Annotated in this window: 23 protein-coding genes and 1 pseudogene; 17 read left to right on the forward strand and 7 right to left on the reverse strand. The window is 38.0% G+C overall.

Features of this window, described 5'->3' with window-relative positions; translation table 11 throughout:
- Positions 1-22 precede the first annotated feature (22 nt).
- The 10 genes from FD46_RS06440 to FD46_RS06485 all read left to right on the forward strand — a co-directional run bounded on the left by FD46_RS06440 (position 23) and on the right by FD46_RS06485 (position 11147).
- Positions 23-1465 (forward strand): S41 family peptidase, encoded by a 1443-nt coding sequence (locus FD46_RS06440; RefSeq protein ID WP_057896339.1) that lies wholly within the window; start codon positions 23-25, stop codon positions 1463-1465.
- Positions 1466-1834: 369 nt separating this feature from the next.
- Entirely contained in the window at positions 1835-2401 is a 567-nt protein-coding gene (gene lepB, locus FD46_RS06445) for a signal peptidase I (RefSeq protein ID WP_187329030.1), read from the forward strand.
- A gap of 15 nt (positions 2402-2416) precedes the next feature.
- Positions 2417-3262: a ribosome biogenesis GTPase YlqF gene (gene ylqF, locus FD46_RS06450; protein ID WP_057896340.1), complete on the forward strand. Its 846-nt coding sequence runs from the start codon at positions 2417-2419 to the stop codon at positions 3260-3262.
- A gap of 18 nt (positions 3263-3280) precedes the next feature.
- The gene (locus FD46_RS06455) at positions 3281-4051 is read left to right on the forward strand and encodes a ribonuclease HII (RefSeq protein ID WP_057896341.1); all 771 of its coding nucleotides are present in this window, start codon (positions 3281-3283) and stop codon (positions 4049-4051) included.
- A gap of 66 nt (positions 4052-4117) precedes the next feature.
- Entirely contained in the window at positions 4118-4984 is an 867-nt protein-coding gene (gene dprA, locus FD46_RS06460; protein ID WP_057896342.1) for a DNA-processing protein DprA, read from the forward strand.
- 78 nt (positions 4985-5062) lie between these two features.
- Positions 5063-7165 (forward strand): type I DNA topoisomerase, encoded by a 2103-nt coding sequence (gene topA / locus FD46_RS06465; protein WP_057896343.1) that lies wholly within the window; start codon positions 5063-5065, stop codon positions 7163-7165.
- 112 nt (positions 7166-7277) lie between these two features.
- Entirely contained in the window at positions 7278-8177 is a 900-nt protein-coding gene (gene xerC, locus FD46_RS06470; protein ID WP_057896344.1) for a tyrosine recombinase XerC, read from the forward strand.
- Positions 8178-8226: 49 nt separating this feature from the next.
- Positions 8227-8772, forward strand: a complete 546-nt coding sequence (gene hslV / locus FD46_RS06475) for an ATP-dependent protease subunit HslV (RefSeq protein ID WP_057896345.1) — start codon at positions 8227-8229, stop codon at positions 8770-8772.
- A gap of 26 nt (positions 8773-8798) precedes the next feature.
- The gene (gene hslU / locus FD46_RS06480) at positions 8799-10226 is read left to right on the forward strand and encodes an ATP-dependent protease ATPase subunit HslU (RefSeq protein WP_057896346.1); all 1428 of its coding nucleotides are present in this window, start codon (positions 8799-8801) and stop codon (positions 10224-10226) included.
- Between the two features lie 42 nt (positions 10227-10268).
- Positions 10269-11147, forward strand: a complete 879-nt coding sequence (locus FD46_RS06485; protein ID WP_057896347.1) for an aldose 1-epimerase family protein — start codon at positions 10269-10271, stop codon at positions 11145-11147.
- A 71-nt stretch (positions 11148-11218) separates the two neighbouring features.
- On the opposite strand, the gene plsY is transcribed toward FD46_RS06485, so the two are convergent.
- Positions 11219-11842: a glycerol-3-phosphate 1-O-acyltransferase PlsY gene (gene plsY, locus FD46_RS06490; protein WP_057896348.1), complete on the reverse strand. Its 624-nt coding sequence runs from the start codon at positions 11840-11842 to the stop codon at positions 11219-11221.
- Positions 11843-12092: 250 nt separating this feature from the next.
- On the opposite strand from plsY, the gene parE reads away from it, so the two are divergent.
- Both parE and parC read left to right on the forward strand, forming a co-directional pair.
- Positions 12093-14096: a DNA topoisomerase IV subunit B gene (gene parE, locus FD46_RS06495; RefSeq protein WP_057896349.1), complete on the forward strand. Its 2004-nt coding sequence runs from the start codon at positions 12093-12095 to the stop codon at positions 14094-14096.
- A gap of 2 nt (positions 14097-14098) precedes the next feature.
- Positions 14099-16537 (forward strand): DNA topoisomerase IV subunit A, encoded by a 2439-nt coding sequence (parC, locus tag FD46_RS06500; RefSeq protein ID WP_057896350.1) that lies wholly within the window; start codon positions 14099-14101, stop codon positions 16535-16537.
- Positions 16538-16966: 429 nt separating this feature from the next.
- On the opposite strand, the gene FD46_RS06505 is transcribed toward parC, so the two are convergent.
- Positions 16967-18676, reverse strand: coding sequence for an Rqc2 family fibronectin-binding protein (locus FD46_RS06505; protein WP_057896351.1), 1710 nt, complete (start codon positions 18674-18676; stop codon positions 16967-16969).
- A gap of 192 nt (positions 18677-18868) precedes the next feature.
- On the opposite strand from FD46_RS06505, the gene FD46_RS06510 reads away from it, so the two are divergent.
- The 5 genes from FD46_RS06510 to lepB (FD46_RS06530) all read left to right on the forward strand — a co-directional run bounded on the left by FD46_RS06510 (position 18869) and on the right by lepB (FD46_RS06530) (position 22446).
- The gene (locus FD46_RS06510) at positions 18869-19291 is read left to right on the forward strand and encodes a MarR family winged helix-turn-helix transcriptional regulator (RefSeq protein WP_057896352.1); all 423 of its coding nucleotides are present in this window, start codon (positions 18869-18871) and stop codon (positions 19289-19291) included.
- Between the two features lie 92 nt (positions 19292-19383).
- Positions 19384-20247 carry a DegV family protein gene (locus tag FD46_RS06515; protein ID WP_057896353.1) on the forward strand — a complete coding sequence of 288 codons (864 nt, stop codon included), beginning with the start codon at positions 19384-19386 and terminating at the stop codon, positions 20245-20247.
- A gap of 111 nt (positions 20248-20358) precedes the next feature.
- Positions 20359-21198 (forward strand): sugar phosphate isomerase/epimerase, encoded by an 840-nt coding sequence (locus FD46_RS06520; RefSeq protein WP_057896354.1) that lies wholly within the window; start codon positions 20359-20361, stop codon positions 21196-21198.
- 121 nt (positions 21199-21319) lie between these two features.
- A complete protein-coding gene (locus FD46_RS06525; protein ID WP_057896355.1) occupies positions 21320-21766 on the forward strand; it encodes a hypothetical protein in 447 nt (148 codons plus the stop codon).
- Positions 21767-21846: 80 nt separating this feature from the next.
- Complete coding sequence (lepB, locus tag FD46_RS06530; protein WP_057896356.1) at positions 21847-22446, forward strand: signal peptidase I; 600 nt, start codon at positions 21847-21849, stop codon at positions 22444-22446.
- Positions 22447-22952: 506 nt separating this feature from the next.
- On the opposite strand, the gene FD46_RS06535 is transcribed toward lepB (FD46_RS06530), so the two are convergent.
- The 5 genes and pseudogenes from FD46_RS06535 to FD46_RS06555 all read right to left on the reverse strand — a co-directional run bounded on the left by FD46_RS06535 (position 22953) and on the right by FD46_RS06555 (position 25849).
- Entirely contained in the window at positions 22953-24056 is a 1104-nt protein-coding gene (locus tag FD46_RS06535) for an IS30 family transposase (protein WP_420805347.1), read from the reverse strand.
- 46 nt (positions 24057-24102) lie between these two features.
- Positions 24103-24354 (reverse strand): annotated as a pseudogene (locus FD46_RS10750) (site-specific integrase); the annotation flags it as partial.
- 195 nt (positions 24355-24549) lie between these two features.
- Positions 24550-25323, reverse strand: coding sequence for an ATP-binding protein (locus FD46_RS06550; RefSeq protein WP_083479382.1), 774 nt, complete (start codon positions 25321-25323; stop codon positions 24550-24552).
- A complete protein-coding gene (locus FD46_RS10610) occupies positions 25305-25439 on the reverse strand; it encodes an antirestriction protein ArdA (protein ID WP_162257997.1) in 135 nt (44 codons plus the stop codon). Before FD46_RS10610 ends, FD46_RS06550 begins: the two co-directional genes overlap by 19 nt.
- Positions 25439-25849 carry a TcpE family conjugal transfer membrane protein gene (locus FD46_RS06555; protein ID WP_057896360.1) on the reverse strand — a complete coding sequence of 137 codons (411 nt, stop codon included), beginning with the start codon at positions 25847-25849 and terminating at the stop codon, positions 25439-25441. The genes FD46_RS10610 and FD46_RS06555 overlap by 1 nt, the downstream gene beginning before the upstream one ends.
- Between the last annotated feature and the right edge of the window lies 1 nt (position 25850).

Here is a 25850-nt window from a genome sequence, read left to right on the forward strand (position 1 = left end):
TGAATGAATAAGAGGCTCTAGTATGTTCAAAAAAAATAATAAATCTCAAAAGAATCCGCGCAGGTTCAAGTTGCTGACGCTTGTTATTACGGCATTTATTGCTCTTTTAATTGGTGGAGCCGGTGTCTTTGCTTTTATGAATCAGCGTCTGCAAGCAGCTGTTCAAACTAACCGTTCAATGGGAAAAATCGAGGCAGTTTATTCTGCCTTGTATAGTAATTACTATAAAAAGGTCAGTCGACAGAAACTAGAAAATGGTGCTTTATCAGGAATGGTAAATGCTTTGGGCGATCCATTTTCGGAGTACATGTCAAAAACTGAGACTGAATCTTTGAACAATACAATTTCTAGCAGTTTTACAGGAGTTGGAGCAGAGGTCAGGAAGAACGGTTCACATATTGAAATTATTGCACCCATAGATAATACTCCAGCTAAAAAGGCAGGCTTAAAAGCTAATGATATTATCGAAGAAATCGATGGCAAGTCAATGACAGGCGTTTCTTTGAGCAAAGCTGTTTCTTTGATTAGAGGCAAGAAGGGAACAAAGGTAACTTTAAAGATCCGTCGTTCAGATGAAACTTTCACGAAAGTCTTAACGCGTGCCAAGATACCCGTAAAAACCGTTACTGGGCATCTTGATAAGGATCATAAAACAGTTGGCTACATTCAAGTTTCGACTTTTTCAGAAAAGACAGCTGCTGAATTCAAAAGTGAAATAAAGAAACTGCGTAAACAAGGAGCCAAGTCGTTTGTAATAGACATGCGGGATAATCCTGGCGGTTTGATGGATCAGGCATTAAAGATGTCTTCTATGTTTGTAAAGAATGGGAAAACAATTCTGCAAGTCCAGCCTCGTGATCAAGCTGCACAGATCTACAAGGCCGGCAAAGAATATGATGGTGGTTTTAAAGTTAATGAAAAAACAGTAGTATTGATAAACGGCGGCAGTGCAAGTGCAGCTGAAATCTTTTCAGCAGCTTTGAATCAATCGGCAAACATTAAATTAATCGGAACCAAATCCTTTGGGAAAGGGACGGTACAAAATACTTTGCCGTTTAACGATAAAACAGAACTGAAAATGACAATTGCAAAATGGCTGACACCTGATGGTTCATGGATACATCACAAGGGCCTGCAACCGAATATTAAAGCTGATTTTCCCAGCTACGTGTATCAAACTGCGATTGATACTAAAAAAACATATCAATTGGGTGAGGTATCTGGGCAGATTAAAAAGGTTCAAACTTTGCTGACGGCTTTAGACTATAATCCAGGAAAAGAAAATGGCTATTTCAGTCAAGAAACTGCTGATGCGCTTAAGAAGTTCCAAGCTGATAATAAACTCGATCAAAGTTCCAAGGCTGATAAGAATACAGTCGAAAAGCTGGAGGAGCTGGCCGCAAGCAAAGCCGCAAACAGTGACAATGCTTATAAAACTGCTGTTAAACAAGTAACACAAAATTAAAGTAAAAATACTTGAAGACTTTTAAGAAGGAGAGTGGGCTGGGTCAAAGCTTATGTTTTGGCTCAGTTTTTTTTGTATTCTTTTGCGCCTTCCATGTTAATGTGTTTCAATAGTCAGTCTTTCCCGTTTAACCACGAATTACTCATAGTCAAATTCGGACGTATATTCGTAATTCACAGTTAATACTCAAAGCCTAACGATCATTGGCACACTTCCATTCTTTATTTTATGTGAAGCTTAATTTGAAGTTTATTTTTAAACTTTGTAACTTATTTTTAGGCAAGATTGTTTTAAATTAAATTTTGCCAGCAGTTGAAGTAGTTGATAGAATGAATAAGGATGAGAAACAACTTTAAACAATCGGAGGATATGGCATTGAAACACAGCTTGAAAAGGTTTCGTAAAAAAGCGCATTTAGATTATTGGCTTCCATTAATTTTTTTTGCTTTTATGGCAGCTCTTTTCATGAAAACCTATCTGATTGTCCCTTTGCAGATTGAAGGCAATTCAATGCAGCCGACATTGTATTCAAAAGAGGAAGCATTGGTGATGAACTTCGGCAAGATTCATCGCTTTGATGTTGTAACAATTAAGATGCCAGACGGGCAGACATATATTAAACGAGTAATAGGTATGCCTGGAGATGAACTTGAGTATCGCAACGATCAATTATATATCAACGGCAAGGTACGTGAAGAAAAGTTTTTACGGTCAATTTTGAAAGGAAAGCACTCACCCTACACTTCAGATTTCAAACTGAAGGAGTTGATTGGAACAAGCCGGGTACCGGCAAACGAGTATTTTGTTTTAGGTGATAATCGAAAGATCAGCAAAGATTCACGAACTTTCGGTCCTGTAAAAGATAATTGGATAAAAGGAAAAGCAATTATCATTTATTGGCCTATAAATAGGCTGAGGCGGATCGGACACAATTAAAAGGAGAATAATATTATGGCAGTTATACAATGGTTCCCTGGACATATGGCTAAAGCATTGCGTCAAGTCAAGGAGAATGTGAAACAGGTTGATATCGTACTCGAACTGGTTGATGCGCGGCTTCCGGAATCTTCTCGAAATCCGCAACTAGTGGAAATTTTGCAGAATAAGCCCAGTATTATGGTTTTAACGAAGGCGGATTTAGCAGACTCACAGATTACACATCGCTGGGTAAATTATTATGAGGGTAAAAAGCAACCAGCAATTGCAGTAAATAGTCAAAAGGGAGACCTGCATACCTTAGAGCAAAAAATCTACACAGTTTTAAAAGATAAATTAGAAACCCAACGAAAGAGGGGAATCGTTCACAAAAGAATCAAAGCAATGTGTATCGGAATTCCTAATGTTGGCAAATCCACTTTGTTAAATCAATTGTTGAAACGAAGAGCGGCTCAAGTAGGGAACCGGCCGGGGATTACCAAAGCACAACAGTGGCTTAAAGCAGGTGAAAACCTCTTATTGCTAGATACACCAGGTATTTTATGGCCTAAATTTGAAGATCCATTAGTGGGGAAAAAATTAGCTTTAACTGGTGCCATCAAAGACACGCTCTATGCAAAAGATGATGTGGCGTTATATATGCTCGAACACTTTATCACAGATGCTCCTAAAAAGCTGCAGGAACGGTATAAACTTGAGAACCAAGATCTTGAAGAAAGTTTGCCGGAGCTTTTATTGCTGATTACACAAAAGATTGGCATGCGAGATGATTACGACCGAGCAAGCGAACGCATGATTTTAGACTGCCGCAGGGGAAAATTGGGCAGATATACTCTTGATCAGGTTCCGCAAGATAGTTAATTAAGAGAAGATGAACGAATGGTAAATGTTAAATTAACAATTGCAGAAGTTAAAGAAAAATTGACACAAGAACCATCAGCTGCTTTTTTAACCCAGTTAAAAACTGATTCACGTAAAGGTGTACAACAACAATTAGTATGTTATACAAAAAAAAAGCTGAAAGCCGCACAGCGTGTTAAAGCTTTCAAAAAACGGTTTGAATATGAACGAAGTTTTTGGAAACAAGGATATCGGCTTGTTGCGGGAATTGATGAAGTCGGTCGAGGACCGCTGGCAGGACCGGTTGTAGCCGCAGCTGTCATTTTACCGCATGATTTCGACTTAATAGAAGTCAATGATTCTAAAACTTTGTCTGTTAGTAAAAGAGAAGAGCTCTATGATAAGATTTTAAATCAGGCGCTAGCTGTCGCTGTTGGGACAGTCAGTAACCAAATGATTGATCAAATCAATATCTATCAGGCTACCAGAGTTGCTATGCTGCATGCAGTCGAGGCTTTAAGAATTCAACCGCAACAGCTGATCATAGATGCAATGCAGATTGACAGCCAACTGCCGCAATTGCGACTTGTTAAAGCAGATTCTAAGAGTATAAGTGTTGCTGCTGCGAGTATCGTTGCAAAAGTTTGTCGTGACCATCTTATGTCATTTTATGATAGGATTTATCCCGAATACGATTTTAGACATAACGACGGTTATGGGACCCCAAAACATTTGCAGGCAGTTGCAAAGTATGGGATTACACCGCTTCATCGGAAAACATTTGAACCGCTTCGTTCACACTTTTTGTAATAGCTTTTTGCGGTTATCTTCTCTTTTGCGTAGCTTATCTTAAACAACGCAAAGGAGAGTTTTTTAGTGGACGCAAAAGAATTATTCATACGACTTCACCTAAGTAGCATAGTTGGGACAAGAACGCTTAACCATGTTTACATTTGGATCAAAGACAAGCAACGGATCCCGCAAAAAAGAGAATTGGAAACCATTTTGGGACTTAGTGCTGCTGCAACCTTTTCTTTTTGGAAAAAATTTTCTTCATCAGAATTTGAACTGATGGTGGATCGAAATTATTATCATAGCCATATTATTACCTTATTTGATAAGGAATATCCGCCACAGTTACGTGAAATATATGATCCACCGAATGTTTTATTTTGCAGGGGTGACCTTGGGTTACTTAATAAACCCTTGATTTTGGCAATCGTTGGAGCCCGTCAAAACTCGAATTATGCGCAGACTGTCTTACGTGTTTTGTTGCCAGAAGTTATTTCTTCTGGTATTGTAACCCTTAGCGGTTTAGCAAATGGAGTCGACAGTCTTTGCCATCGGCAAACTATTTTTAACGGCGGAAAAACAATAGCGGTTATAGGGAGCGGTTTGGATGTTTTTTATCCAAAGCAGAATCGTGAACTGCAACAGCAGATTGCACGCTCCGGTTTGCTGCTGAGTGAATATGGATTAGGAGTGCAGCCTAGAAAATATCATTTTCCAGCCCGCAACCGAATTATTGCAGGTCTAGCACAAACAACACTGGTAGTTGAGGCAAAACATCATAGCGGCAGTTTAATTACCGCCAATCTGGCATTGCAAGAAAATCGCAATGTTTTGGCAGTGCCGGGTCCAATTACTTCTACGCTTTCAGTAGGTACGAATGAACTTATTTTAGCTGGTGCAAAACCGGTACTTAAAGCGCAAGACATTATCGAAGAATTTCTTAATACTTGACAAAAATGGGCTTAATAGCATAACATTATTACCGATTTTTATCAGTTAAAATGAATTATAATCAAAGGAGTTTGGTCTATGCCAAAGGTCCAGAAAAAGACAAAAACAAGAAGAAAAACAAAAAAGAATTTGGTGATTGTTGAATCACCTTCAAAAGCTAAAACAATTGAAAAATATTTAGGCACTCGCTATAAGGTAATGGCCAGTCTAGGACATATTCGTGATCTGCCTAAAAGCAAAATGGGTGTCAATGTTGATGCAGACTATGAACCGCACTACATTTCTATTCGTGGAAAAGGCGATGTAATAAAAGAGCTTAGAAAAGAAGCCAAAAAAGCCCAGCGTGTTTATCTGGCAGCCGATCCTGACCGTGAAGGAGAAGCAATTGCGTGGCATCTTTCCTATATTCTTGGGCTGGATCCAAAAGATAAAAACCGGGTTGTTTTTAACGAAATTACAAAAGATGCAGTTAAAAATTCTTTTAAAAATCCGCGTGCAATTGATATGAATCTCGTTGACGCACAACAAGCCCGACGGATTCTTGATCGTCTGGTCGGATACTCAATCAGTCCGCTTTTATGGTCTAAGATTAAAAAAGGTTTAAGTGCCGGGCGGGTACAATCGATTGCTCTTAATCTTATTATTAAAAGGGAAAAGGAAATTCGAGCCTTTAAACCGCAGGAATACTGGACGATTGATTCACAGTTCCAGCATGGCAGAACAAAGTTTGAAGCTGATTTTTATGGAATTAACGGCAAAAAACTCAAATTAAATAATAACGAAGAAGTTCAGCAGGTAGTAAAAAGAATAGAACCAAAGAAACCTTTTACTATTACAAAGATCGAAAAGAAGGAACGTAAACGGTTCCCAGCACTGCCGTTTACTACCAGTACAATGCAACAGACTGCTAATAATACGCTGAATTTTCGGACACAAAAAACAATGATGATTGCTCAGCAGCTTTACGAAGGAATTAATATCGGTAAGGGTGGCGTTGCTGGTTTAATCACTTATATGCGTACGGATTCAACGCGAATTTCTGATATTGCTAAGCACGAAGCAGCAGCTTTTATTACAGAGACTCATGGACCTGAGTATGCAGCAGTCAAACCACGCAAGGGCAAGTTGGCAGAAGGCGCACAGGACGCCCACGAAGCAATTCGGCCTTCTTCAGTAAACAGGACTCCAGAATCTTTAAAAGATTTTTTGAGCAGGGATCAATTCAAACTTTATTCTTTAGTCTGGTCACGTTTTGTTGCCAGTCAAATGACCCCGGCGATCGTTGATACAATGAGTGTTGACATAGAACAAAATAAGGTCATGTATCGGGCCAGAGGTTCAAAAATGAAATTTCCAGGTTTTACAAAAGTCTATGCTGAAAGCAAACGCAAGGATAACATTTTGCCGGATTTAGCAACGGGTGAAACAGTCAAGCTGGTACAAAATCAGCCTAATCAGCATTTTACGCTCCCACCCGCACGTTATAGCGAAGCTGCCTTAATTAAAACACTGGAAGAAAATGGTGTTGGCCGGCCTTCCACATATGCACCAACCCTTGGAACTATTCAAAAACGCTACTATGTTAAACTCACGGCACGCAAGTTCGAGCCTACCGAGTTGGGTGAGATTGTAAATGCTATGATTGAAAAATGTTTTCCAGATATTTTAAATGTTGATTTTACAGCACAATTAGAAGATCAGCTAGATGAGATTGAAGAGGGAAAACAAGAATGGGTGAAGGTAATTGACCAGTTTTACCATCCTTTTTCAAAAGAAGTCGAAGAAGCAAATGAACAAATGGCTAAAGTTAAAATTAAGGATGAGCCAGCTGGAATTAATTGTGATATTTGCGGAGCGCCATTAGTAATCAAAATGGGACGCTATGGAAAGTTTTATGCATGCAGCCGTTTTCCGGATTGTCGGAATACTAAGCCGATTACAAAAGAAATTGGAGTTGAATGTCCGCAGTGTCACAAAGGTCAGATTTTGGAACGCAAGTCTAAAAAGAACCGGGTTTTTTATGGATGTTCACGTTATCCAGAATGTGATTTTGTATCTTGGGATAAACCAGTTGGGCGTAATTGCCCTAAATGCCAGCATTATTTGGTGGAAAAGAAACTTAAAAAAGGTCTTCAAGTCAAGTGCAGCCACTGTGATTATACTGAAGCCATTCAAAAGTAGTCGCTTTCTTTAAATAAAAAACGTTTCTTAGTTCTTTATAAAATTATGCCTAAGATAAGGCGTTCCTCCATTTTTTATGCTAAAGTAGTAGCGTTAAGATGGAGGTTTTTTGATGGAGCAAGAATGGCTTAATGATTTTAAACAATATCTTAGTGTGGAACGTCGTTATTCGCCTGATACGCTCAAGGCGTATACTGATGATTTGAAAATATTTTGTGGTTTTATTGCAGAAAATGGCGGAGTTTCTTCTTTTAAGAATATTACCCGCTTTGACGTCCACGTTTTTATGAGTTATTTGTATGATTGTGATTATCAAGCTACTTCAATTGCTAGGATGCTTTCTAGTCTGCGGTCTTTTTACCATTTCCTTGAAAAAAACGGATATGCTGACCATAATCCCTTTTCTTATGTCCAGCTTAAACGCCATCCGCGCCCCTTACCGCATTTTTTTTATGAAAAAGAGATGAACGCTCTTTTTGAAGCGACTCAAGGAGACGAACCGATGCTGATTCGTGATAATGCCTTGCTTGAGGCTCTTTACGATACCGGTATGCGAGTAAGTGAATGTACAGGACTGACAGTCCAGGCTGTTGATATGGAGATGAAAGCAATGCTTCTTCACGGAAAGGGCAGCAAGGACCGCTATGTTCCCTTTGGAGGATATTGTCAACGCGCTTTGCAGCGGTATTTTACCGTAACAAGAACCCCATTGATGGAGAAATATCACAGAGAACATGATGCAGTTTTTATAAATCACTATGGTGATCCGTTAACGACTGCTGGAGTAGCATATATTTTAAGAAAAATCGTTTCCAGAAGCAGTTTAACAACTCAAATTCATCCACACGAACTGCGGCATACGTTTGCAACCCACATGATGAATAATGGTGCAGATCTGCGTGCAGTACAGGAGCTTCTGGGACATAGCAGTTTATCAACCACACAAATTTACACACATGTTACTAAAGAGCATCTGCAACGGGATTATCGCAAGTTTTTCCCACGAGCTTAAGAACAGATGACAAACGAAAAACAGTTGAACATTTTAGGAGGAAATAAAGATGGCAGGAATTTCTTTTCACGCAACAACAATTTGTGCAGTTCGTCATAATGGACATACTGCAATGGCAGGAGACGGACAGGTCACAATGGGTGAAAAAGTAGTGATGAAGGGAACGGCACGTAAAGTTCGCAGAATATATAACAATAAAGTTGTAGTCGGTTTTGCCGGAAGTGTTGCCGATGCCTTTAACCTTGAAGAACGTTTTGAAAAAAAGCTGAATGAATATAGCGGCAATTTGCAGCGTGCAGCTGTCGAATTGGCCCAGGAATGGCGCAGTGACCAGACTTTGCAAAAGCTGGAAGCACTTTTAATCGTTATGGATAAGAATGAGTTGTTGATGGTATCAGGCAGCGGGGAAGTAATTGCTCCTGATGACGAGATACTCGCGATTGGATCTGGTGGAAATTATGCATTGGCGGCAGCTAAAGCAATGAAGAAGCATTCTGCTGAGATGAGTGCCGTTGAAATTGCCAAAGAAGCGATTGGAATTGCTGGCGATATCGATATTTTTACTAACCATAATATTATTGCTGAAGAACTTTAAAATTGATGTAGGAGGGACTTTGTTAAATGAATCCGATTGATAAAACACCTAAACAAATAGTTAAAGAACTTGATGAATATGTAATCGGGCAAGATGAAGCTAAAAAGGCAATTGCAGTTGCTTTACGTAACCGTTATCGCAGAATGCAGTTATCCGGGCAGATGCAAGAAGAGATTACGCCCAAAAACGTTTTAATGATCGGGCCTACTGGGGTCGGGAAAACTGAAATTGCTCGCCGTCTGGCTAAAATCGTACAGGCACCCTTCGTTAAGGTCGAAGCAACAAAGTTTACTGAAGTCGGCTATGTTGGACGTGATGTAGAATCAATGGTACGCGACTTAGTAGAAGTTTCATATAAAATAGAAGAAGAAAGTGAATTTAAGCAGGTCCGCCCCGAAGCAAGCAGAAATGCGGAAAAACAATTAATTAAACTGCTTGTGCCGGCCAAAAGAAAGGAAAAGAAAAAGCAAAATAACGAACAGCAAAACTTTGTGCAAATGCTGCAGGATTTGCAAAGCGGAAAAATGCCTGCTAACTTTGGTCAAGGACAGCCGGTTGAAGAAGAAGTCACAGACCAGGTACGCGACGAACGCTTATCTGTAAGCGAGCAGCTTAAACGCGGTCAATTGGAGAACCAGGAAGTAACGCTTAAGGTTGATGATCCAACCCGTAAGTTTCAAGGACAAAACGGGATGCTGAACCAAATGGGAATTGATTTGGGAGACGCATTAAGCTCGTTAACGCCAACTAGGAAAGTTGAGCGGACAATGACAGTTGCACAGGCACGTGAAGCATTAATTAAAAAAGAATCCGAAAAGCTTGTAAATACAGCTGACATCGCTGAACGAGCTTTGAAGCGTGCTGAAAATACCGGAATTATCTTTATTGACGAAATTGACAAGGTAACTTCTCAATCGCAAAAAAATGCCGGTGAAGTTTCTCGCGAAGGTGTTCAGCGCGATATTCTGCCAATTGTGGAAGGTTCTCAGGTTCAGACTAAGTATGGGCTAGTTAACACTGATCATATTTTGTTTATTGCTTCAGGTGCCTTTCATGAAAGCAAACCCAGCGATTTGATCGCAGAACTTCAAGGCCGCTTTCCAATTCGGGTTGAACTGGATGAACTGAAGACTGAGGATTTTGTCCGTATTCTAACAGAGCCTAACAATGCTTTGATTAAGCAATATATTGCATTGATCGGTACTGATAATATTAAAATTACTTTTACGATAGAAGCAGTTCGCAGAATTTCAGAAATTGCTTATCGTGTAAATCATGAAAATGAAAATATAGGGGCTCGCCGTTTGCATACAATTCTTGAAAGACTGTTGGGCGAAATCTTGTTTGAAGGACCGGATATGCAAATGGGAGAAATCACGATCACTGAAGCATACGTTAATGATAAAATCGGTGACGTTGCTGCGGATAAGGACCTCAGTCAATATATCTTATAGTATCTAATCTAATGTTAATATGAAAAGCAGGTGTGGTTAACAGTGACAGTTACTCTGGAGAACGAACAACTTAAAGCTGTTTTCACTGAAAACGGAGCAGAAATGGTCAGTCTCTTTGGAAAAGAAAAACGGATTGAATATCTCTGGCAAGCCGACCCCAAATTCTGGGGTAGACATGCTCCAGTGCTATTTCCAATCGTTGGTCGTTTAAAAGACGACCACTATCGTTTTGGAGAACAATCTTATGAGCTTCATCAGCATGGTTTTGCTCGTGATCAGCAGTTTTCACTTACGAAGAAAACTGCTGAGCTTGTTACTTTCACGTTAAGCTCTTCTGAAGTTTCAAAAAGCAAATACCCCTTCGATTTTATTTTGCGCGTTACTTACCAGCTATATAGCGATAAGGTTAGCGTCAGTTATAATGTTGAAAATCCATCTTCAAAGGAGCTTTACTTTTCAATCGGGGGACACCCAGCTTTTAACGTTCCCTTAACCAAAGAAGGAGACTCTTTTGAGAATTATCATGTTGAAATTTTACCGTACAAAAAGCGCAAGCAAATTGGATTGGTTGGAAACTATACAGATTTAGCCCATGCACAGATAAAAGATATCGCCCAAATTGCGCTTAGTCGAAAAACTTTTTCCAAAGATGCAGTGATTTTGGAGTTGCAAGAAGAACAGACAACTCTCTTGCTGACTAATAAAAAAGAAGACTGCGGTGTCCGTTTGCAAATGGAAGATGCCCAGTATTGCGGTATTTGGTCTCCATATCCGGCAGATGCACCGTTCGTTTGTCTCGAACCTTGGTGGGGGTTGGCAGATGATTTGACTGCAAGCGGTAAATTAAGCGAAAAGCAAGCTATCCATGCTCTTCCCGCTTATGCAAAATTTACTGGAAATTATGCTATTACGGTATTTTAGTAAGGATTCTTAGCGGATCGTTTAAAAAAGACTGAGCTCTTGAAAAGCTCAGTCTTTTAATATTTTAGAAACTACTTTTTTCCTTTTTGATGATGCTTGTAAACTAAACCAAAAGGAACCAGATTTTCTTTTCCCTTACGAATTCGTTCCAGATTCCCTTTGTGGCGGTAGAAAACGAAAATCGTTAAGATCAGCGCGATCGTTGTCAGAATATAGTCATGAAAGAAAAATACTGATAACAAGGTAATCAGTGTCATTCCAACCATACTGGCAATACTTACCATGCTTGAAAAATAAAGAGTAGTTAAGAAGATGATCCATGCAACTAAGAAAAAAAGCGGGCTATACGCTAGCAGGATCCCCGCACTTGTAGCAACTGCTTTGCCGCCACGAAAACGCGCGAAAAGCGGAAAGACATGACCAATGACTGCCGCACATCCAATGATCAGCACATTGATATGGGAATCAAAAAAATAGGGCTGACAAGCAGCAAGTGTTCCCTTCAGCATATCGGCTAAAAGAACAACAATCCCTGCTTTTTTGCCTAGAACGCGGAATGTATTGGTTGATCCCATATTACCGCTTCCGTATTGGCGGATATCTTTACCATAAAATATCTTGCCGATCCAGACACCAGATGGGATTGATCCTAGAAGATAAGCGATCACCAGCATAATAATTATTGTTGAATCCACCCCAGTGTAACCTCCTTTAAGTAACACGACTTATTTTAGCACTGTTTTACTTTCAGCTACAATTTTTATTTTATACTTCTAATCGAAATTACAAGCGGGTGCATGGATAACTTTACAGGTACTGATTTGATAGGGTATGATATTGATTGGTAATCATATGGACTGTATAGATAAAGATAACCATATTAAATGCACGGATCTATTAATTATGCAGTGGTGAACATATTTAGAAAATCAAAGAGGTTTAAAGATGGTTAAAAATAAGTATAACGATGATTCTATTCAAGTTTTAAAGGGACTTGAAGCAGTTCGCAAACGACCAGGGATGTATATCGGTTCAACTGATAGCCGCGGCTTGCATCATCTGGTGTATGAGATAGTAGATAACGCAGTTGATGAAGCACTCTCAGGTTTCGGAGATGAAATCAATGTTATCATTCATAAGGATAATAGTATTACAGTGGTCGATCATGGTCGTGGCTTGCCTGTGGGAATGCACTCTATGGGTATTCCCACAGTTGAGGTCATTTTTACTGTCTTGCATGCGGGAGGAAAGTTTGGTCAAGGAGGCTATAAGACCTCAGGCGGATTACATGGTGTGGGGGCAAGCGTTGTTAATGCGCTCTCTACCCGTTTGAGTGTTAAAACAATTAGGGATGGCAACGAGTATGAGGAAGACTTTGAAAATGGCGGCCATCCAGTGGGAACTCTGCGTAAACTCGGGAAAACTAAAAAGCCTACTGGAACAACAGTAACTTTTAAACCTGACCCTGCACTCTTTACAACTGTCAATTATAATTACGATATTTTAGCAGAGCGTTTACGTGAATCTGCTTTTTTGCTGAAAAACGTCAAGATTACTTTGAATGATGAGCGTACCGGCAAAGAAGACGTATTCCATTTTGCTGAAGGAATTAAAGAATTTGTTGCTTATCTGAATGAAGATAAGGATACGCTGGGAGGTGTCATGTATTTTGATGGCATTAAAGATGGTGTTGAAGTTGAGGTTGCAGCACAATATAATGATGGCTATTCTGAAAGCTTGCTGTCATTTGTCAACAATGTACGTACAAAAGATGGCGGAACACATGAAGCAGGGATGCGATCTGCTTGGACCAAGGCTTTTAATGACTACGCACGCCAAGTTGAACTTTTAAAAGGAAAAGATAAGAACCTTGAAGGAAGCGATGTTCGAGAAGGATTGGCAGCAGTAATTTCTGTCAGAATTCCCGAAGAATTGCTGCAGTTTGAAGGGCAGACAAAAAGTAAATTAGGTACTCCGGAAGCCCGCTCGATTGTTGATAGTGTTGTTAGCGAGCAGCTGGGCTATTATTTGATGGAAAATGGTGAGTTTGCACAAGAACTGGTACGCAAATCTTTGAAAGCCCGTGAGGCTCGTGAAGCAGCACGCAAAGCACGGGATGAAAGCCGGACTGGTAAACGTAAACATAAAAAGGAACGTCTTCTTTCAGGCAAGCTGACTCCAGCTCAGTCAAAAAATGCTAAGCGCAATGAATTGTTTTTAGTTGAAGGTGATTCTGCCGGCGGTTCTGCTAAGCAGGGACGTGATCGCAAGTTTCAGGCTATATTGCCGCTTCGTGGCAAGGTCTTAAATACTGAAAAAGCCAAATTACCAGAAATAATGAAAAATGAAGAAATCAACACAATGATTTATACCATCGGTGCCGGTGTCGGTACAGATTTCAACTTAGCAGATGCCAATTACGATAAAGTCATTATTATGACTGATGCAGATACAGATGGGGCTCATATTCAAACCCTCTTACTTACCTTTTTTTATAAATATATGCGTCCGATGATTAAAACCGGCAAAGTTTATATCGCGCTTCCACCGTTGTACAAACTGCAAAAGAAGGTCAAAAACAAGCTAGTAATCAAGTATGCTTGGACAGATGAAGAATTGCATCACGCAAGTAAAGAAATGAAAAAGGGTTACACTCTGCAAAGATTTAAAGGGTTGGGTGAGATGAACGCCGACCAGCTTTGGGAAACCACTATGAACCCTGATACAAGAACTTTGGTACGCGTTAAGATTGAAGATGATGCGCTTGCTGAAAAACGGGTTACTACTTTGATGGGAGATAAGGTTGAACCGCGGCGCAAGTGGATTGAAAAGAACGTAAAGTTTACTTTAGAAGAAGATGGCAGCCTCTTAGATAATGCAGTAGTAGAGGGTGCTCATGGAATACAAAATGATAACCAGTCAAGTGTTGAAGAAGAAGGTGGGCTTTAGTTATGCAAGAAGATAATATCCAAGAACTTTCGCTTGAATCAGTTATGGGCGAACGTTTCGGACGCTATTCCAAATATATTATTCAAGAACGGGCTCTGCCGGATATTCGCGATGGTTTGAAACCCGTTCAAAGAAGAATCTTGTATGCAATGAACCAAGACGGAAACACCTATGAAAAAGGATTTCGCAAGTCTGCTAAATCTGTGGGTAATGTAATGGGCAACTTTCATCCGCATGGTGATAGCTCTATTTATGAAGCGATGGTTAGAATGAGCCAGTCATGGAAACTACGTGAACCCTTAATAGAGATGCACGGTAATAACGGTTCCATGGATGGAGATCCGCCGGCAGCAATGCGATACACAGAAGCACGCTTAAGCAAGATTTCAACTGAGATGCTTCGCGATATTGAAAAAAAGACGGTTGGGTTCGTGCCTAACTTTGATGATACAGAAATGGAACCAACTGTCCTGCCTTCTCGTTTTCCTAATTTACTGGTCAACGGAGCTACTGGAATTTCTGCAGGATATGCAACAGAGATTCCACCGCATAATCTGCATGAGACGATTCAAGCGCTAACTTACCTAATGAAACACCCGAATGCCAGCTTAGAAAAGCTGATGGAGTTTGTAAAGGGACCTGATTTTCCTACCGGCGGCATAGCCCAAGGAATTGATGGAATTATCAAAGCTTATACTACTGGGCGCGGTAAGGTTGTCTTACGTGCTAAAACGCAGACTGAACAGCTGCGCGGAGGCAAGGAGCAGATTGTTATTAATGAGATTCCATACGAAGTTAACAAAGCTCTTTTAGTAAAAAGAATGGATGAAATCCGTCTTTTAAGAAAAGTGGAAGGGATCGCAGAGGTTCGTGACGAAAGTGATCGTGAAGGCCTAAGGGTTGTAGTTGAGTTAAAACGTAATGCCAATACTAAAGGAATTCTGAACTATTTATTTAAGAATACTGATCTGCAGATTTCTTATAACTTCAACATGGTAGCAATCAACAACAAACGTCCGGAACTTGTCGGTTTGAAGGACATTCTAGATGCATATCTGGCGCACCAAAGGACAGTTACCCGCAAACGAACGGAATTCGACCTCGAAAAGTCAAGGCAAAGAGAACATATTGTCAAAGGTTTAATTAAAGCTTTATCTATTTTGGATGAAGTAATCAAAACAATTCGCGCCAGCAAAAATAAAAAAGACGCAAAGGATAATTTAGTTATTCAATATGATTTTACCGAAGAACAGGCTGAAGCAATCGTGTCGTTACAGCTTTATCGGTTAACGAACACTGATGTAACAGCTTTACAAGCTGAATACGAGGAACTTCATAAAAAAATTAGCAATTTCGAGTTGATTTTAAGCGATCCTAATGAACTTGATAAAGTTATAAAAAAAGAACTGCTGATAGTTGATAAAGAATACACAACGGCTCGAAAAACAATTATTCAAAAAGAGGTACAGCAACTTAAAATTGAAACTGAAGTAATGGTTGCACCAGAAGATGTGATGCTGCTGGTCAGTCGCGATGGTTATTTAAAACGCAGTTCACTGCGTTCATTCAAGGCTTCAGGTCCAAGGGAGAATGGATTAAAAGAAGAAGATAAAGTAATTTACCAAGGAATAGTAAATACTTTAGACAACCTCTTGATTTTTACAGATGAAGGTAATCTGATTTATCGTCCAATTCATGAGATTCCGGAGGATAAATGGAAAGATACCGGTAAGCATCTTTCTCAAACAGTTGGATTAGCGGCAGATGAAAGTATTTTAGCAGCTTTTTGTTTTAAAAGTTTTGAGGAAAAGGGAAATTTTGTACTAGTGACTAAGGAAGGGCTTATTAAGCAGACTGTACTTTCAGACTTGAAACCAGGCAGAACTTATAGAACACGTGCAAGTATGTGTATGAAACTTAAGACAAAAAGTGATCAGCTTTTGAATGTGACCTATGTCCCAGAAGAGGTAGCTGCAAATAAATTTGTTTTTGCAGCTACTCATAATGGCTATGGGCTGCGTTATCCTTTAGATGAAGTTCCGGTAAACGGTCCTAGAGCAGCTGGTGTTCGTGCAATTTCATTAAAAGATGATTATCTTGCTGCAGCTTTGATAGTAGACGAGGATGCTCAACTGGGTATTATTACTCAGCGTGGAGCCTTCAAGCGGATGAAAGTTGCGGAAGTCTCTGCCACCACGCGTGCAAGGAAGGGTGTACAGATTCTGCGTGAACTTAAACGTAATCCGCATCGCATTGAGATTGTTATAGAATTAAAATCAGCTTCTAAAATGGAAATTATAACGGATAAAGGTCAGAAAGTTACTTTAGCTCCACTGACACATCCATTTGGAGATCGTTATTCAAACGGCTCGTTTATACTTGATCCGCTTTCACAAGGAAATCCTGTTTCTGTAAATTGGTTTCCAGAGCTAAAAGAATAAAAACTGCATAACCAACACTGATCTATTTAGTATTTGATCGATAGATTAGTATTTGGTCCATAGAAAAATTAAAAAAATCTAGCCTTAAAGAATTGATTAAGTTCACTCCTTTAAACTAGATCTTTTTTAGTTATTTTTGTTATGTGAAAGAGATAAATAGAAAAGAAAAAACATGACTTTAACTAGGGTACCAACACCGAAAATGAAAGATTTGAACCTCAAGAAGCTAAGAAAATATGCCGATAGCCGTTAGGCTTTGAGGAGCATTAACCACGAATTACTCATAGTTAAGGCCAAAGTATGTTTATAATTCGTATATTTCAAATTAAAAACAAGGGCTGATTTGAAAGTTAACTTTTGAATTAGTCCCTGTTTTAGGATTTATTGAGACACTAATGATGAACTATGGTTAAAAGTTACCCAGCAATTCTATTTATTTTTTTGTAGTCCTGCGATTTTTTCCGCGGATGGAGTTACAAAAAGGGTTTGCTGACCTTCGTAAATTACAAAACCTGGTTTAGCCCCATTAGGTTTATGGACTTTGCGAACTGTAACGTAATCTACCGGTACATTGGCTGAAGATCGTGACTTAGAGTAATAAGCTGCAAGTGTTGCTGCTTCCAGCAACGTTTTTTCACTGGGAGATTCACTATGAATAATAACGTGCGCTCCATGAATATTCTTGGCATGGAGCCAAATATCGTTCTTATGGGCAACTTTTAATGTCAACCGGTCATTTTGTAAGTTGTTTTTACCGACTGATATTTTAGTATGATCACTTGCAAAAAAAGTAGCTGGAGAACTGGGTTTATTTTTACGCGTCTTACCGCTTTTATTGCGTTTTTGAGCTTTGAGATATCCTTGCTGTTGCAGTTCCAACTTAATATCCGGGAGGTCCTGGGGATCAGCAAGCTCCAGCTGCGTCTCAAGTTCTTCAAAATACTCAAGTTCTTTTTGGGCAAGAGTAATTTGTTTTGTGACATAAACCACAGCATTTTTTAGTTTCTGATATTTTTTAAAATATTTTTGCGCGTTTTGAGAAGGTGAAAGCTGATTTGAAAGTGAAATAGTTATTTTTTTTTCGTTATCATAAAAATTCGGTAATTCAATGCCTTTCATTCCTCGCTTAACCCGATTGAGATAGGTAGTAAGCAATTCTCCCTTGACACGAAATTGGTCTGCTTTTTGTGTCGAGGCCAGTGTTTGTTTCAGCTTTTTCAACTTTTTCTTATTCTTTTGCAGATTAAGCTTAACGAGATGAAAAAGTTGTGCACCTTGCTGCTGTACACGATCAGCAGTGGCTTTATCTTGGTAGTACAAGTCTAACAGGCTGCTTAAGGTAGGAGCAGTTGCTTGAATGACAATTTTTGCATAAGGTAAAAATGAAAATGATTTTTTTTTGCCTTCTGCAACTATCACGGGAGTAGGTCTTTTAACATAATTCAAGCATATGTTCCAGCCCTGGTCCGGCGAGGCTGCATACTCATGCAGCTTGTCAGCAAAGAACAGGGAATGTTCACGAGAAAAACCTTGATAATTTTTTTGAAGTTGTACAGCTAATATTTCTCTATTAGGATATGTTTTCATCAACTGTTCGAACCTCTTGCTTTGATCTGTATAAGGATTAAGCTTATCTTGTTTTGGTGGTTCTAGGTACCGTGCACCTGGAAGAAGCGTACGATATCTATTTTGACCAGGCCCGATATGTTTAATTGTATCAATGATTTTTTCTTCTCTTTGATCGATTAAGACGATGTTGCTGTATCTTCCCATGATCTCAATACTTAAAAGAAGTGAGAACTGATCCCCTAGTTCATTGCGAGTGTTAAAATGCAAGTACGCAACTCGATCATTATCTAATTGGGAAATTTTTGTCAAGATTGCGCCTTCTAGATACTTACGCAGCATCATTGTAAAATTAGTAGGAACTGGTGGGTTATTATACGGAAGTGTGGTTACTTGAAATCTCGCATAGCTTGGGTGAGCAGAAAGCAATAATGGATAATTATGCCGTTGCGCGCGGATTGTCAAGATTATTTCGTTAGGAAAAGGTTGTGAAATCTTAGCAACACGACCACTGCTTAATTGTGCGTCCAACTCGTTAATCATTGCACGCGTGAAAAGTCCATCAAAGGGCATTAAACTCAACTCTCTTTCTTAACAAATTTGCTGAATATAATTGTACCTTTATTGTCCCAAATGCGCAAAGAAGCAAAACGAAGAAATATTTTTTGCTTTTGAGCTTTTGAGTTGCCAGAAATATGACAATACGTAATAATGGAGAAGTTATTTGCATATTACATATTATAATTTGGAAGGAGAAATATTTTCATGAAATCTTGTATAGAAAGTTTGCTTGAACTTGAACGGCAGTATCATGAAAGAGTAGTCGGTTTGACACGAAAAGTCGGTTTAACGTTTGCTGAATGGCAGTTATTAGTAAACATCGATAAAAAAGTAGCTACACAAGAAAAGCTCTCTATGCTGATGCAACTGAACGTTTCAACTTTAAGCAGACAATTAGCACGTCTCACCGCAAAAGAATTTGTGGTCAAGTCTTCTCAAGACGAAGGGAAACCCGGGAGACGGTATTTTGTTTATGAAGTAACAAAAAAAGGTACGGGTGCAATTTTTCAAATGAAAAAAGAGTTCCAGAACTTTAATGAAAAACTTTTCAGACACTGGTCAAAAGAAGAGCAAGATCTTTTGAAAATCTTATTAAATCGACTAAATACCAGTATGGAACGTATCTGATAAGGACAGCTGTTTGGGTGTCCTAGCCCAGTAAATAGATTTATGGTATGATAACTGATATAAAGAAAATGCAAAGAGTAGGTGCACATTTAATGAAAATCGCTGTTGTTACTGACAGTACAGCATACTTGTCACAGGAACAGATTGCTGAAAATGACATTTATGTAATCCCAATACCTGTGATTATAGATAATCATGTCTACAAAGAAGGCGTGGATATTTCAACTGAAGAATTCTATCAAAAGCTAAGAACATCTCAAACATTTCCAAGTACTTCGCAGCCTCCAATTGGAGAAATGATTAAATTTTACGAAGAACTTGGAAAAAAAGGATACGATGCAGTTATCAGTATTCACTTGGCAGCATCAATCTCCGGTTTTGTACAGTCATTAAAAAGTATGGCTGGTGAAATTAAAGAAACAAAGGTTTATCCGTTTGATTCTAAAATCACTGTTATGCTGATGGGCAACATGGTTATTGCGGCTGCTCGAATGGCTAAAAAGGGAGCTGATGTTGAGACGATCCTTGAACATCTGCGCAAGTTGCGGGATACTACAAATGAGTGCTTTATTGTAGACGATCTACAGAATCTTGTTCGTGGAGGAAGACTTTCAAATGCTTCTGCTTTTATCGGGAGTGTACTTAAAATTAAGCCTTTGCTGACCTTTGATCGGAAGACAAATAAAATTATAGCTTTTGATAAGGTACGTTCCATGAAAAAAGCCATTAAAAGGGCAGAGAGCGTATTTGATAAAGAACAACAAAAAGTGAGTTACCCGCTTCGCTTAATCGTGATTCATGCAAATGACAAAAATGCCGCTCTGCTTTGGCAGAAAGAATTAGCAAAAAAGTACCCTGATTACCAGGTTGATTTAAGTTATATCGGACCTGTAGTAGGAGTTCATTTAGGTGAAAAGGCCTTAGCGCTCGCCTGGATGAAAGATATCGATAAATAAAGCGGTTTTTATAATTTAGCAATTATTTTAATAAGTTTTAAGCGGGCTGGGGCAATCAAAGATTTGTCCCAGCCTTCAATATTTCTAATTAATTTAGAGGAGATACAAGAAGTGAAAAAACCTGAGTTAGGTCTAAAGGCAAGCAGCAGTAAAGAACAAATTACAAACAGGCTGAAATACCATCCAAAAGTCTTTGAATTTTTTACCAGTGAAAATGATTTTACAACAGAGGGACTGAAAAGACTGGAGTATGCGATCGAACTGGTTAAAAATGAAGCAACTTCAAAGATAGTGCTCCATCATCCGATGAGATTTAAGGGAGAATTTACTGAACTTGTAGCACCGCAAACAATTTTTCCGGATCTTTGTCATTTTGTTCAGCGTAGTACGGATGCGTTGCTGCAATTATCCTTTGATCATGATGTGCAGACGCTCCTGCACGGTTCTTATGCGCGCCACACCTTAAAAATGATCTCACTTTACCCCTCGCAAGCAAAAGCACGCGCCTACGTGTATGATCAATTAGATAAGTATGCTCAGTTAGGAAAAAAGCATATTATGTTTGAAAATTCATTTTCACCGCTCTTTTACTATGGTAAAGAGGATGAGGATCAGTATATCTTTAATAAGGGCTATCGTCTGGCATTTGATGTTAGTCATTGCTTTATTAAGGATAAGGGTTCAAACGAACAGCTTACTGCTTCTTTGTTGCGTTTGAGAGACCATGTGGTCCATTACCACTTAGTTGATTCGCTTGGTAAAAGCCATGACAGCCTTCAACTTGGTAAGGGATCAATTGACTGGAGAAATGTTCTGCCTTGTTTGAATCCGCAAGCTTCCAGTATTTATGAAGTGCAGCTTAATAACGAAAACGATGCAAAGGAACAAGTTGCAAGCCATCAGTATCTTACGAAAATCTATAATGAATTGAACTCAAAGCAGGCTCAATAATTTAAATTTAGTTTAAAAAATATTCTAATTCTTTTTTCCAAGTTTCCAAAGTATATAATACAAGGTGATTATAAAAGAGAAATTTGTTGTTAATAACTTTGTTGTTTAAGGAGATGAAAGTTTGAACAAGTTTTTTAATGTTGTTGTCGGTGGTCTGGGCGTCATGTACGTTTTGAACGACACCTATTTTAGGCTGATGATAAAATTATACCGTCATCAAGGATATTCTCTCCAGACAGCGGAAAAGATAACAAATAGTGTAGATATTTTTTCAACAATTATAATATTGACTATTTTCCTAGTTATTTTTGGGTTCCTTGCTATTTTTAGTAATATGTTTTACTTTATGCAAGGTAATTTCTTGTTTAAAATTTTCTTTAACTGTATAGCAATGTTCATGCCATTTTTATATGTTAATAATGCTTGGTTTCTCTTGTATGAGCTTTTATTTTGCGGATTATTTTGGAATTATTTAAGATTATTGAAAAAAAAAGAGAATAACTTGCGGCTTGGTCAAGCACTTTTTCCAGTTTCCAAAGGACATCATTTAAAAACTAATAGCAAATAAATAAACTATATGTAAAAATAGAGTTATATTATAATTACAAGTATAAAATAAAATGAACAGGGATAGAAGGAGAAAACTAAGTGAAGGCACTTAAGGAAGTTTTGAGCTGGGTTATGCCCGTAGTAATTGGTGTTCTGATTGCTTTGGTTGTACGTCAGTTATGGTTTGGAATTGTCAAGGTTGAGGGTGATTCCATGGCACCAAATCTGCAGGATACGGAACGTGTAATGCTTTTAAAAAAGGCTAATATAACACATAACACTGTCATTGTCTTTGATGCTAAAGGGGTTGATAATAATAACCCAACTGTAAAAGAAGATACAAAATATGTAAAAAGAGTTATTGGTCTTCCGGGTGATAAGGTTGAATATCGCAATAATGGAGAGGTATATGTTAACAATAAACATCTTCCGCAAGGCTACATTTCAAAAAAACAGCGTACGGTAGGAACACTGACACTTACGCTGAAAAAGGCTTCTGGCGTGACATTAGGATCTAATCAGTCATTTACGGTTCCAAAGGGCAAGTACTTTGTTTTAGGGGATAATCGAAAGGTTTCTAACGATAGCCGTTATTATGGTTTTGTACCTAAAAGCAAAGTCTTTGGAGTAGTTAAAGTAACTTTTTGGAATTCTAAGGCAAAATTGATTAATTCTTATTCTGGTTTAGCAGCAAACTAAAATATTCTCTAAAATATTCTTTAGTAGCAAAAGTGGCAAAATAATTTGTTGCTGGAAAAATAAATAACTGTGTAAGTTATTTATTTTTTTGCACTTTTTCATTAAAAAACATGATCTTAGAACAAATAAAATCATAGAAGCGGCTTTTTACTTTTAACTCTACTTTCGATAATATATATTATGTAAACTAGATAAAATAAAGAATTTGTCAAGTCCGAATTTTAACCTAAGTACCCTCTTATTTTTATACATCGCTGAAAGTGTTGTTAAAACAGCGTTTTAACGCATAGAAAGCAAAAAAATAGTAAAAAATGAGTAAAAAAAATAGTCGCCAGAATTTATAACCAGCAAAAATAATTTGGTTTGCTAGCTAAATTTTTACGACTATTTTTGATTTTCATGTAAAAATTATGTTTTTTAGTGATTTATTCAATGATTTCTTTGAATTTTACACGTAAATCTTGCTACGAATTTTACTAATTATTTTTGCTGAAATTTGCTTTAAATCAACGTTTGTTAGTATTTTTAGAACATCTTAAATGTTGTTTATAACCAAAGGTTCGATCAATTTCATGCATTTTTTGTCTGAATACATCTCTCGGTGCTTTATAGTTTAAAACAGCCTTTGGCCGTTTATTAATCTTATGTAATACCCGGCGAATATCATCATTGTTAACATATTCGAAATGTGTTCTCTTTGGAAAATATTCGCGCAGCATCCGATTAGCATTCTCGTTCGAACCACGTTCAGCCGGACTATATGGATGCGCAAAATACGCCATAAGTTCGTATTCACGTTGCACTTTATTAATCACAAAGTGATTGGCAAATTCAAATCCATTATCAAATGTGAATGACTGAACAATATTTTTCACACGTCTACCAAATAAGCCCATAAATTGCTCTAGGACCTTACATACCGCTTTTCCAGATTGAGATTTAGCCTTTAAAACAATATAATAACGGGTTTTACGTTCGCAAAACGTCACAAAGACTTGCTTATAGCCCCTTTTTGGTAGAACACAATCAACTTCCCAGTGACCGAAAATTTTACGCTTATCAACACCTACTGGGCGTTCTTCAATTGAATGTTTAAGTGGTCGAATCAGCTGTTTTTCTTTTTGTTTCACCCTTTTTCTCTCAGCTTTTAATTCGGCCGCCCTCTTTTCTTTAGTATCCATTTCAGCTGTTCGTTGTGGTCTCCCCCTTCGATATTTATGGCGATAACGCAAATTAGATTCAGAAACACCAGGAATCATACCTCGATAAATCCAGTTATAAATTGTATTACGACTCAATTTCAATTCTTTATGAGTTTCAGCAATCATTTGCGGTGACCATTTATCATCTAAAATCCTTTTAGCAATAATCCGCGCTTTTTTCTTTGAATACTTTTTTTTAGTACCAATCCGATCTTTTCTTAAGTCGGCATATTGTTGAGCTTCTTCGGCATTATAACGATAAGCATGCCATTTACGTGGTCTCAATTTATAATCCGAAAAGCGTTGACTCCGACGGAGTTCATTATTAATCGTCATAACTGTTCGGTGTAACCGTCGCGCAATTTCGGCTTGATTATGAATTCCCTCGGTATTCCATAAATAATCAATTTGACCACGCTCAAATGGCGTTAAGTGATAAGCTTGTTTTCGCTGCTGGCTTTAAATATAAAGTATTAGGTTTACCAGTCTTTTTATCTCGAATATAGGCATTATGTTTAATTGAACCATCAGGACTATAAATATCCTAGTACTTTAAGCGCATAATATCACTTACTCGTAAAAGCGTAGCTTTACCAACTTGAAAAATCATATAGTTACGCTGACCAGCTTTAAAATCTTCTAGCAAACATTTCTGAACTTGTTGCAAGACATTTGAATCTTTAATTGGCATAACAATCTGTTTCATAATTTCAACTCCTTATAAGGATTAAAAGAATCCAAAGTGGAAAGGATTTTGTTCATATCGTAACCAGCTAAAATGTCCTTTATTGATGAACTAGTGGTTGCCAGAACGGAAATTTTGCAAATTAAAAGACTAATCAGTGTGGTACCACTAACTAGTCCAAATGTTTTGAATTTATTTTTCAAATAGTCACCCCCCCTAGCGATACGTTTCTTCACTCTTGGATGAAGCCGATTTGTTGATAGTCTTAAAAGAACTAGTCATTTCATCAAAAAGTGAATGAACAGCAATTTTCCCAACGCGCCCGTAAATATCACGAAATAAGCATTGTCCTTTAATCATATTAGATAACCAATGAAGATTTTCTTCATTGATTGGTAGTTGAACGTGGTTTAAGATTGCTTCACGTTCGCTGGGTTCATCAAATGCAAAAAGTACCCCAAACTGACCATGGTCTTCTTGGTCGGAAATATCCGCCACCGATTGAGTGGCGTACAACAACATGTTATTTTGCGAACGACCAACACGTTTCATAGATTTGAGGATTTTCTTACCACTTTTTGCAACATTGAAGAAGATCCAAGCTTCATCAAATATTTCAGCGGTATAAGAATTACTGTCGTTTGATCCAAATTTCTCACAGAACTTGCCTAGTGGAATCATTAAAGCAACCGATTTTTTCTCTAGATCAGAGTAATTATCGGGATTATCACCTTCCTTTGGCAGCTCTAAACCAGATACTTCTAGGATATTGATTCGATCTGCTAGATTGACACCATCATTTGAACCATCAGAAAAACCCAGCTGTAAAACAGAATCAGTTACCATTTGATAAAGAAGATTGCCAGCACCTTTAATTTCCGGATCATCAGCAGCCTTTAAAATCTCAATAACGTTTAACATGCCAACCTTTTTACCTAATTCACGTTGGTTGATAACTTTTTTAATAGCTTTTAAAATAGCCGACTTAATCCGATTTTGCGAGCAATTGTATTAAATGGAACTGGTAAAGTGAACCAAGCACCTTTAGTGTTCCCAGCATTTCGCCGAGCAAGATTTTCAACAAAGATACTAATTTCTTTTTCCATTATTTGCCCTTCTTTCTGTAGTTAAATTCATCAAAAACAATTGGTTTATCAGTATAATTGACTTTAATATTATGACAAATCTTCTTTTTACTTTGTAGATATTCAAAGTAAAAGATTACGTAATCCAATAAATACCAGAAAATATTCTTTCCGTCAGGTTGAACTTTTTCAACTAAACGTACTGTTAGGTACGGCACACCAACATAAAACAACATGGTAAACAGTGGAACATATAAACTGATAAAGCTTACGATTGAATGAAAAAAAATAAAGAGACTAAATAGTGTCAGCAGATAAATCAAAACATCACGTAATTTAATGAAATATGGTAGTGAGAAATTTTGTGTTAACTGTTTAATCTTAATTGGTTCGTTAAACACATTGCGATAGTTATAATTGTGTTTTTCCAAT

This window comes from Liquorilactobacillus oeni DSM 19972, from assembly GCF_001436275.1.
GTDB classification, from domain to species: Bacteria; Bacillota; Bacilli; order Lactobacillales; family Lactobacillaceae; genus Liquorilactobacillus; species Liquorilactobacillus oeni.

Excerpts from the sequence above, each read along its gene's own strand:
- FD46_RS06440 (WP_057896339.1), top strand. The coding sequence starts at position 23 with ATGTTCAAAAAAAATAATAAATCTCAAAAGAATCCGCGCAGGTTCAAG.
- topA (WP_057896343.1), top strand. The coding sequence starts at position 5,063 with ATGCCAAAGGTCCAGAAAAAGACAAAAACAAGAAGAAAAACAAAAAAG.
- hslU (WP_057896346.1), top strand. The coding sequence starts at position 8,799 with ATGAATCCGATTGATAAAACACCTAAACAAATAGTTAAAGAACTTGAT.
- parE (WP_057896349.1), top strand. The coding sequence starts at position 12,093 with ATGGTTAAAAATAAGTATAACGATGATTCTATTCAAGTTTTAAAGGGA.
- hslV (WP_057896345.1), top strand. The coding sequence starts at position 8,227 with ATGGCAGGAATTTCTTTTCACGCAACAACAATTTGTGCAGTTCGTCAT.
- parC (WP_057896350.1), top strand. The coding sequence starts at position 14,099 with ATGCAAGAAGATAATATCCAAGAACTTTCGCTTGAATCAGTTATGGGC.
- FD46_RS06505 (WP_057896351.1), bottom strand. The coding sequence starts at position 18,676 with ATGCCCTTTGATGGACTTTTCACGCGTGCAATGATTAACGAGTTGGAC.
- FD46_RS06515 (WP_057896353.1), top strand. The coding sequence starts at position 19,384 with ATGAAAATCGCTGTTGTTACTGACAGTACAGCATACTTGTCACAGGAA.
- FD46_RS10610 (WP_162257997.1), bottom strand. The coding sequence starts at position 25,439 with ATGGAAAAAGAAATTAGTATCTTTGTTGAAAATCTTGCTCGGCGAAAT.
- xerC (WP_057896344.1), top strand. The coding sequence starts at position 7,278 with ATGGAGCAAGAATGGCTTAATGATTTTAAACAATATCTTAGTGTGGAA.
- FD46_RS06510 (WP_057896352.1), top strand. The coding sequence starts at position 18,869 with ATGAAATCTTGTATAGAAAGTTTGCTTGAACTTGAACGGCAGTATCAT.
- ylqF (WP_057896340.1), top strand. The coding sequence starts at position 2,417 with ATGGCAGTTATACAATGGTTCCCTGGACATATGGCTAAAGCATTGCGT.
- FD46_RS06455 (WP_057896341.1), top strand. The coding sequence starts at position 3,281 with ATGGTAAATGTTAAATTAACAATTGCAGAAGTTAAAGAAAAATTGACA.
- lepB (WP_187329030.1), top strand. The coding sequence starts at position 1,835 with ATGGCATTGAAACACAGCTTGAAAAGGTTTCGTAAAAAAGCGCATTTA.